The sequence below is a fragment of the Phytoactinopolyspora endophytica genome (genome assembly GCF_004138495.1).
In the GTDB taxonomy this organism is placed as follows: domain Bacteria; phylum Actinomycetota; class Actinomycetes; order Jiangellales; family Jiangellaceae; genus Phytoactinopolyspora; species Phytoactinopolyspora endophytica.
Genome location: NZ_ML142852.1, coordinates 373,802 through 381,804 on the forward strand (window position 1 = coordinate 373,802; position 8,003 = coordinate 381,804).

The window sequence follows — 8,003 nt, forward strand, 5'->3', positions numbered from 1 at the left end:
TGGCCACCGCGCAGATCGCCCGCGCGTTCCTGGTGACAGAGACGGCAGTCGCACAACGGATCACCCGGGCCAAGCGGAAGATCACCGACGCAGGCATCCCTTATCGGATCCCCGCCGACGACGAGCTGGGCGCCCGCCTCAGCGAGGTTCTCACGGTGATCTACCTACTGTTCAACGAGGGTTATCTCTCCACAGCCGGACGAGCGCAGTCGCGTGATCTCGTCGACGACGCCGAATGGCTCGCTGGCATGCTCCACCAGCTCATGCCGACCGAGCCGGAGGCGGCGGGTCTGCTCGTGCTGATCCGGCTACACCGGGCACGGGCGGCCGCCCGCTTCGACGACGGCGGCGGCTTGGTGCGGCTGGCGGACCAAGACCGTTCTGCGTGGGACCGGGAGACGATCACGCAGGCGACTCAGCTGTTGAGCCGCGTTGCCAGGCAGCATCGGCCTGGCCCCTACCAGCTTCAGGCAGCGATCGTCGCCTGCCATGCCGAGGCCGGACGCTGGGAGGACACCGACTGGGAGCAGATCGTGCTGCTCTACGACATGCTCCTGCACCTGCAGCCTTCACCTGTCACGCGTCTGCACCGAGCCATCGCCGTCCGCTACGCCACCAGCCCGGAATCGGCGATGGCGGAGCTGGACGCCCTGGCCGGCCAGCTCGACAGTTACCACCTCTACCATGCCACCCGAGCCGAGTTTCTGCGCGAGCTCGACCGACCCGACGATGCACGGGCCGCGGATGAACACGCCCTGTCCCTGACCGCAAACCCCGCTGAACAAGCTGTGCTCCACGAACGTCTCAACTGGACGCCTCGTTTTATCCGAGAGTTTATATGAGATCGGCGACGAAATAGATATAAACTCTTCGCATGAAACTCGCCCCAGTCGAAGCAGCTCTCCAGGCCGCGCTCAGTGGGGTACGGTGACCACGACCTTGCCGACCTGGGAGTTTGACTCCAGGTAGCGGTGAGCCTCGACGATCTCGTCAAGATCGAACGTGCTGTCCACCACCGGCCGGAAGGCGCCTGAACGCAGCCCGGTCGCCACAAACGCCTCGGCCCGACGGAGCCGCTCAGGACTTCTCGCTGTCTCCAACATCGTGTAAGTGCGCATGTTCAACGGCGGCATGCCCAGATCGATCGCCGGATACGGGGTCGGCTCGCCACTCAGCGCGCCGTAGACCAGGAGGATGCCGTCGGGGGCGACGACGGTGGCCAGGTCCCGTACGCCAGGTCCCGCCACAGCATCGAAGACGAACTCCGCGCCTCGGCCATCGGTCGTCGCCAGGACGCGTTCGACCACGTCCTCCGACTCGGTGACGATCACGTCGGCCGCGCCCTGCTTCAGCAACGCTTCCTTCTTCTTGGCCGTGCGGGTGACGGCGATCGGTGTCGCACCGACGCGCTCGGCGACCTGGATCGCGGCAAGGCCCACGCTGCTCGACGCCGCGTTCAACACGACGGTGTCCCCGGGCCGCATCCTGCCGACCTCGACCAGCGCACCATAGGCCGTGATGTACGGCATCCACACGGCCGCACCGTCGACCGGTCCGAGCCCCTCCATGCGCCGTCGAACAGCAGCAGCAGGCACAACCGTCCGCTCCGCATAGACCCCGTAGTCGTTCTGCGAGAACGCGGGGACGGTGCTCATCGACTGCCCGACCTGGAGATCTGTGACTCCCTCGCCGACGGCCTCGATGACCCCGGCGGCCTCCGTCCCCAGCTTCGCGGGGAACCGCCTCACCGGCTCGATGTAGTGGCCTGTCCGGAAAAGCACCTCGGCCCGGTTCAGGCCGATCGCGTCCACCCGGATGAGTACCTCACCCGGCCCTGGATCGCCGACATCAACCTGTTCAAACCTCATCACCTCAGGTCCGCCGAGCTCGTGGAAGAGCACCGCCTTGGCCATCGCACCGTCCTCTCCGGGGAAGCGATCGGTTCATTGAAGACTAGAAGTACGATAGCTGTCAAACTTTGATGAATGTCGTACCATGGCGACGTGGACACGGACGCCGACCGCATACCAGACCATCCCGATATACGGGCCGTCACGCTGCAGCAGGTATTAGAGGCGCTGGTCGATCCGGTACGGCGGAGCATCGTCACACAGCTGTCCGACGCGCACGCGGACGTCAAGTGCGGGGGGTTCGATCTCCCCGTGAGCAAATCCACGGCCACCCACCACTTCCGGATCCTGCGCGAAGCCGGGCTCATCCGGCAGTATTACGTCGGCACGTCCCGGATGAATGCGCTGCGCCGTAACGAGTTCGACGACGTCTTCCCGGGCCTGCTCAACGTCGTCGTCGCCGCTGACAACACGTCGCTGACACATGGCTGAACCACTCAAGAACGGCTTCGGCCGCGATGTCCCGGAACGGATCGCGGCCATGATCGTGAACGCCCACGCGGGCTTCCCGTCGGCCGAGTTCGTCGCATATGCCCTGGACGGATACGACGAGCTGGAACTGATGCCGCGGGCTCGCAGGATCGCGGACGCGCTCTTCCGGTATCTCCCCTCCGAGCCGACCAAGGCCATCGAAGTTCTGGTCACATCACTGGGAGCCAAGACCGAACGGCTCAAGGGCATGGAGCCGTTCATCTACCTGCCGCACGTGCTGTTCGTCGCCGAACACGGCCTCGACTGTCCCGAAGAGTCGTTTCACGCTCAATACGAACTAACACAGCGGTTCACGGCGGAGTTCAGCATCCGCGCGTTCATCGATCGCTACCCCGACGAGTCGATGGATCGGCTGAGGCAATGGGCGTCCGACCCGAGCGTGCATGTGCGCCGGCTCGTGTCCGAGGGAACCCGCCCACGCCTGCCCTGGGCACCGAGGCTGCGCCGGTTCCAGAAGGACCCGTCACCGGTGATCGAGCTGCTAGAGCTGCTCAAGGACGATTCCGAGGAGTACGTGCGCCGTTCGGTGGCGAACAACCTCAACGACATCGCCAAAGACCACCCCGACCTTGTGGTGCAGGTGTGCGGTCGTTGGCTGCGCGATGCCCCCGAGCAGAGACGACGCCTCGTCAACCACGCCCTGCGCACGCTGATCAAGCAGGGCCACCCAGGTGCTCTGGATGTGCTCGGCTTCAGCAATGACTCCCCGGTGGCCGTCAAGGAGCTCTCCGTCATCCCGGGACGAGTCGAGATCGGCGACAAGGTGACCATGAGCGCGCGTATCCACAACGACACCGGCGACACCCACCAAGTCCTCGTCGATCTCAGAGTTCACTTCGTCAAGGCCAACGGGACCACGAGCCCGAAGGTGTTCAAAGGCGCGACGTTCCAGCTCGATCCAGGCATGCATGGCCAGGTGTCGAAGAGCGTGTCACTGGCGCAGCACACCACTCGAACCCACTACCCAGGCAGGCATCAGATAGAAGTGCTGGTCAACGGGGTAGTCAAGGCCAGCGCATGGTTCACGGTCAGCCAGTAGCCGTGACACCGGCCCGAGCAGGGTGGACTTGCCCGGTTCAGCCCGTGATGTCGGCGGTGTACACCAGCACCTGAGTACCGGCTTCTTCTTCGGAATCGTCGGGGGCGGCGTACAGGGTCAACCTTGTGCCGTCAGCCGTCGGCTCGGCGTCGAGGTCGGTGGTGTTGCGGGTGATCACATGACCAGCAGTGGACCACAGCTGCAACGGCACTTCGTGGAGTATCCGGTGTCCGTCGCGCAGGTCGATCATGGCGAACCCACCGAGTTCGTAACCGCCGTCCACGCCCGGCTGAGCCGGTAGTCCGGTGACGCCGGAGCAGAGCGTCTTGCGCGAGGCGACGTACTCGCAGTCCTGGTAATCCAGGAAATGGTTCTCATTGCGCCATGAGTCCTTCTGCTTGCCCTTGGTGCTCCACTCGTAGAACTGCCGCGAGCCCCAGGACTGGCCCACCAGACGCCGGGTCTGCTGGTCGAGAACCACACCGCCGATGTGGTCGTCTACCCCGAACAGCCGAGTCACCTCGTAGGTGTCGAGATCGATGCGGTAAATGTCCGAGGAGCTGTGCGGCCGGTATTCGGCGACGGGAACGTAGAGCGTGTCCCCGTGCACGTCGATTCCGCCGGGGTGGTATCGGTCCCCATCGGAGATCTCGATGTCCTCCAACAGGTTGCCCTCGCGGTCGAGCACGAACACGTGCCCGACGCCTCGGCCGGGGCTGCGATCGTAACCGCCGTCCGGCTCCTCGTAGTGCTCTGGCGCCTCGATGATCTCCACCGATGACAGGTAGATCCGGTCGTCGGTCACTTCCATCGCCTGCGGGTGAAAGGTCTCGAAGTCCAGGTCGATGGTGTCGACGTGGGTCAACTCGGTGCTGCGGTCCACCCGGTCGAAGGCTTCGACCAGCAACTCGTCGCGACCCTGCGGACGAGCATCGTCGGGCGCCGAGCCCGCGGCGGTGGCGATGGCGGCGATCCCGGCAACCAGGGTCGTAGCGCCGGCGAAGGAAGCATGACGGATTCTCATGCGCATGACCCTAGGCCGCTGATAGGAGCCGCGACACAACCTCGGGTTGACGGGGACGCGAACCCTCTGCGAACCACGGACGGCGTGGCACCCAGCGAGACAGGGCGATCTCCCGCGCGTGGGCATCTCCCCCGCGTGGGCATCAGCCGCTCCTGGGCCACGTCGAGCCGTAAGTCCGCGGTCAGAACGGCGTAAGCCCTGTCCGTCATCGTGGCACTGACGACAAATGCTGGGGGTCAGATGCCATCCAACACGACGACGCGGTCCGGTGTGCGGGCCGGGCCACGAGAGTGGCTCGGCCTGGCTGTGCTGGCTCTCCCGACGATCCTGATCGCCCTTGATCTGACCGTGCTCTACATGGCCCTGCCGCACCTCGGGTCCGATCTGAACGCCAGCAACACTCAGATGCTGTGGATCACCGATATCTACGGCTTCGTGGTGGCTGGGCTTCTCATCACGATGGGGACGCTGGGTGACCGCATCGGGCGTCGCCGGATGCTGCTGTTCGGCGCCACCGCGTTCGGGGCCATGTCGGTGCTCGCCGCTTACTCCACCAGCGCCGAGATGCTGATCGTGACTCGGGCGCTTCTCGGCCTCGCCGGGGCGACGCTGATGCCGTCCACCCTGTCGCTGATCGGAACCATGTTCACCCAGCCGAGACAGCGAGGCCTGGCCATCGGCATCTGGGGGATGTCCTTTTCGCTAGGCACCGCGATCGGGCCCGCGATCGGCGGAGCCATGCTGGAGAACTTCTGGTGGGGTTCGGTGTTCCTGCTGGGTGTGCCGGTGATGGGGGTTCTGCTGGTATCGGGGCGGTTCTTGCTACCCGAGTACCGTGACCCGCGGGCCGCACGGCTGGATGTCGCCAGTGTCGCCCTGTCGCTCGGTGCCATCCTGCCCGTCGTCTACGGGATCAAGGAGATCGCCAAGGACAGAGCGCTGGCCGGGGTGCCGGTCGCGGTCGCGGCCGCCGGGTTCGTCCTCGGGTGGCTGTTCGTCCGCCGTCAGAACCGGCTCGGCGACCCACTGCTGGACCTACGGATGTTCCGGAACCGACAGTTCTCTGGCGCGGTCGTGGGGCTGTGCATGGCCGCGATCACCCTCACGGCCGTCATGCTCTTCTTCACTCAGTACCTGCAACTGGTCGAAGGCATGTCACCGCTACGAGCCGGGCTGTGGTTCCTGCCGATGGCGACGGCCTTCGTCGTCAGCTCGGTCGCGGCTCCCCTGCTGGCGCGGAGACTCCGGCCCGCATACGTCATCGTGGGCGGCCTGTCGGTGGCGGTCGCCGGGCTGGTGTTGCTGACCCAGCTGCAGGCGATCTCCGGCCTCGGGCTTCTGGTGACCGGGTGCACCACGTTCGCCTTCGGCGTCGTGCCGTTGCTGGCGCTCGGGACGGACATGGTGGTCAGCTCCGCCCCACCGGAGAAGACCGGATCCGCCGCCGCCACCTCCGAGACAGGGAGCGAGCTCGGCATGGCGATGGGCATCGCCACGCTTGGCGCGGCCGGCACGGCCGTCTACAGCCGCGAGCTGGCCGGCACCATCCCCGCCGCGGTCCCGGCAGACGCCGGAGCGACCGCCCGGGACAGCTTCGCAAACGCGTTCGCTGTCGCCGATGAGCTACCCGCACCGCTCGGCGACGAGCTCGTCAGCGCTGCCCGCGACGCGTTCACGACCGGTTTCAACGTGGTCGCTGCCGGCAGCACGGCCCTGCTGATCGCCATCGCCGCGCTCGTCATGGCCGTGCTTCGCCACGTCCGGCCGTTCGGACACGAGCGCGAGCCAGTCGAGGAGATCGCCGTGCGGTCTCCGTCCAGCGGGTGATGAAGCCCGTGTGACACCGAATATGCCGGACCGAATCGACACCACCGGGAGAACCCTGAAGTGAGCAGCCCAGAAGCACGTATCGCGATCATCTACTACTCCTCCACAGGCAACGTCCATCGCCTGGCCCAAGCGTTCGCGGACGGCGCCGCCGACGCCGGCGCGGAGGTTCGGTTGCGGCGAGCGGCCGAGCTGGCGCCGGACGCCTCCATCGACTCCAACCCGGCATGGCGCGCCCATCTGGACGCCACTGCGTACATCAAGCCCGCGACCCTCGACGACCTGGAGTGGGCCAACGGCTATGCGTTCGGCACGCCGACCCGGTACGGCAACGTCAGCTCCCAGCTCAGGCAGTTCCTGGACACCACCGGCGGGCTCTGGCAGGCCGGAAAGTTGGCGAACAAGCCGGCGACCGGTTTCACCAGCAGCCACTTCGCCCACGGCGGACAAGAGTCGACGCTGCTGTCTCTCTACAACACCTTGTGCCATTGGGGTTCGATCGTCCTGCCGACCGGCTATGTCAACTACGAAGTCGCCGCTGCAGCCGGCGGCAACCCGTACGGCGTCAGCTGTGTCGAGGAGCAGAGCGACGACGATGAGTATCTCAAGGCGGTCCTGGAGGCGGCCCGGCACCAAGGTAGCCGGCTCGCTGAGGCCGCCGTGCTGCTGGCATCCCTGACGAGCCGACCGTCGGCAGCGTGAACAGCGGGGTTGGCCAAGAACTCGCTCCAGATACCAGGGACTGGAGGTATCTGTCTCTTGAGCGTCTCGCCCGGACTCGCGTCGTGCGATGTGCGGGTGCGGTCCAGTCGACATTGATGAAAGGAACCTTATTATGCGCATGACGCTTCCGAAGCGTCGCATGCTTGCGGCCGCAGCTGGTGCGGCGCTCGCTCTCGGCCTCACCGCGTGTTCGTCCGACGACGGCGGGACGGACGACACCACCGGCACCGCGAACGACGAGTCCGGCGATCAGCCACCCGAGGACCAAGACGACGGCGAGGAGCCCGGCGACGCCGTTGACGACTCGGATGATGAAGAAGGGGAGGAAACAGCCGAGGACGCCGACGACCCCGTCGAGGAAGAAGAGGAGGAGCCCGGCGACGACGCGGCGGACGGCGCGGAGGGCGACAGCGATACCCCTGAGTGGGCTGCGGCCGTGACCACGCCGGGCGAGAAGGTAGCCACGATTGAAGGGTCAAACTTCGAGGCGGAGATCTACCAGGTGGGGGTGGCCCAGTCGACGAAGGATGGCTTGCTCGTCGATCCGGACAACAATCAACCCGTCCTGGCCGAGGGCGACGACATCGTGTTCGTCAACTACGTCGTCACCAACACCTCGGACGAAGTCATCCCCATGAGTTCCAGCCTCGTGTCCATGTCGGCCGAGTACGAGGACTGGCCGTATCTGCAAGGGATGGACACCATCACGGACAACGATCTGTACGACGAGGTGGACGTCAACAGCGACGGGGTCGGCGCCCGTCAGGACGACGGCATCTACCCGCTCAGCCCGGGGCAGTCGATCTCTTACGGGGAGAACTTCATGTACCGCACCGATGCCGCGGTGATCTTCGAGGCCACGTTGACTCCGGTCGATGAGGCCGGTGATCTTGTCAGTGACGAGCAACAGGAGGTCACCACCGAGGTCACCCTCTCTTGAGCATCCACCTTGTCGCGGTGGTGGGTTGAAGTGTGGTTTCGGCCCACC

The 8,003-nt window shown here is 65.7% G+C and carries 8 protein-coding genes; 6 read left to right on the forward strand and 2 right to left on the reverse strand.

Going from position 1 to position 8,003, the window contains the following annotated elements:
- A partial coding sequence (locus tag ELR45_RS10140; RefSeq protein WP_276320665.1) for an RNA polymerase sigma factor occupies positions 1–842 on the forward strand: 842 nt, incomplete at its 5' end.
- Between the two features lie 72 nt (positions 843–914).
- Here the strand turns inward: ELR45_RS10140 and ELR45_RS10145 are convergent.
- A complete protein-coding gene (locus ELR45_RS10145; protein ID WP_129665600.1) occupies positions 915–1,913 on the reverse strand; it encodes a zinc-dependent alcohol dehydrogenase family protein in 999 nt (332 codons plus the stop codon).
- Between the two features lie 90 nt (positions 1,914–2,003).
- Between ELR45_RS10145 and ELR45_RS10150 the strand changes: the two genes are divergently transcribed.
- Both ELR45_RS10150 and ELR45_RS10155 read left to right on the forward strand, forming a co-directional pair.
- The gene (locus ELR45_RS10150) at positions 2,004–2,342 is read left to right on the forward strand and encodes an ArsR/SmtB family transcription factor (protein ID WP_240759441.1); all 339 of its coding nucleotides are present in this window, start codon (positions 2,004–2,006) and stop codon (positions 2,340–2,342) included.
- Entirely contained in the window at positions 2,335–3,441 is a 1,107-nt protein-coding gene (locus tag ELR45_RS10155) for a DNA alkylation repair protein (RefSeq protein ID WP_129665604.1), read from the forward strand. Before ELR45_RS10150 ends, ELR45_RS10155 begins: the two co-directional genes overlap by 8 nt.
- A 37-nt stretch (positions 3,442–3,478) precedes the next feature.
- Here ELR45_RS10155 and ELR45_RS10160 read toward each other — a convergent pair whose 3' ends face one another.
- Entirely contained in the window at positions 3,479–4,465 is a 987-nt protein-coding gene (locus tag ELR45_RS10160) for a DUF6454 family protein (RefSeq protein WP_205856325.1), read from the reverse strand.
- Positions 4,466–4,705: 240 nt separating this feature from the next.
- On the opposite strand from ELR45_RS10160, the gene ELR45_RS10165 reads away from it, so the two are divergent.
- The 3 genes from ELR45_RS10165 to ELR45_RS10175 all read left to right on the forward strand — a co-directional run bounded on the left by ELR45_RS10165 (position 4,706) and on the right by ELR45_RS10175 (position 7,955).
- Complete coding sequence (locus tag ELR45_RS10165; RefSeq protein WP_129665608.1) at positions 4,706–6,292, forward strand: MFS transporter; 1,587 nt, start codon at positions 4,706–4,708, stop codon at positions 6,290–6,292.
- Between the two features lie 60 nt (positions 6,293–6,352).
- Entirely contained in the window at positions 6,353–6,994 is a 642-nt protein-coding gene (wrbA, locus tag ELR45_RS10170) for an NAD(P)H:quinone oxidoreductase (protein WP_129665609.1), read from the forward strand.
- Between the two features lie 139 nt (positions 6,995–7,133).
- Positions 7,134–7,955, forward strand: a complete 822-nt coding sequence (locus ELR45_RS10175) for a hypothetical protein (protein ID WP_129665612.1) — start codon at positions 7,134–7,136, stop codon at positions 7,953–7,955.
- The last annotated feature ends 48 nt before the right edge of the window (positions 7,956–8,003 follow it).

Coding starts and splice junctions, on each gene's coding strand:
- ELR45_RS10145 (WP_129665600.1), bottom strand. CDS start 1,913: ATGGCCAAGGCGGTGCTCTTCCACGAGCTCGGCGGACCTGAGGTGATG.
- ELR45_RS10155 (WP_129665604.1), top strand. CDS start 2,335: ATGGCTGAACCACTCAAGAACGGCTTCGGCCGCGATGTCCCGGAACGG.
- ELR45_RS10160 (WP_205856325.1), bottom strand. CDS start 4,465: ATGAGAATCCGTCATGCTTCCTTCGCCGGCGCTACGACCCTGGTTGCC.
- ELR45_RS10165 (WP_129665608.1), top strand. CDS start 4,706: ATGCCATCCAACACGACGACGCGGTCCGGTGTGCGGGCCGGGCCACGA.
- ELR45_RS10175 (WP_129665612.1), top strand. CDS start 7,134: ATGACGCTTCCGAAGCGTCGCATGCTTGCGGCCGCAGCTGGTGCGGCG.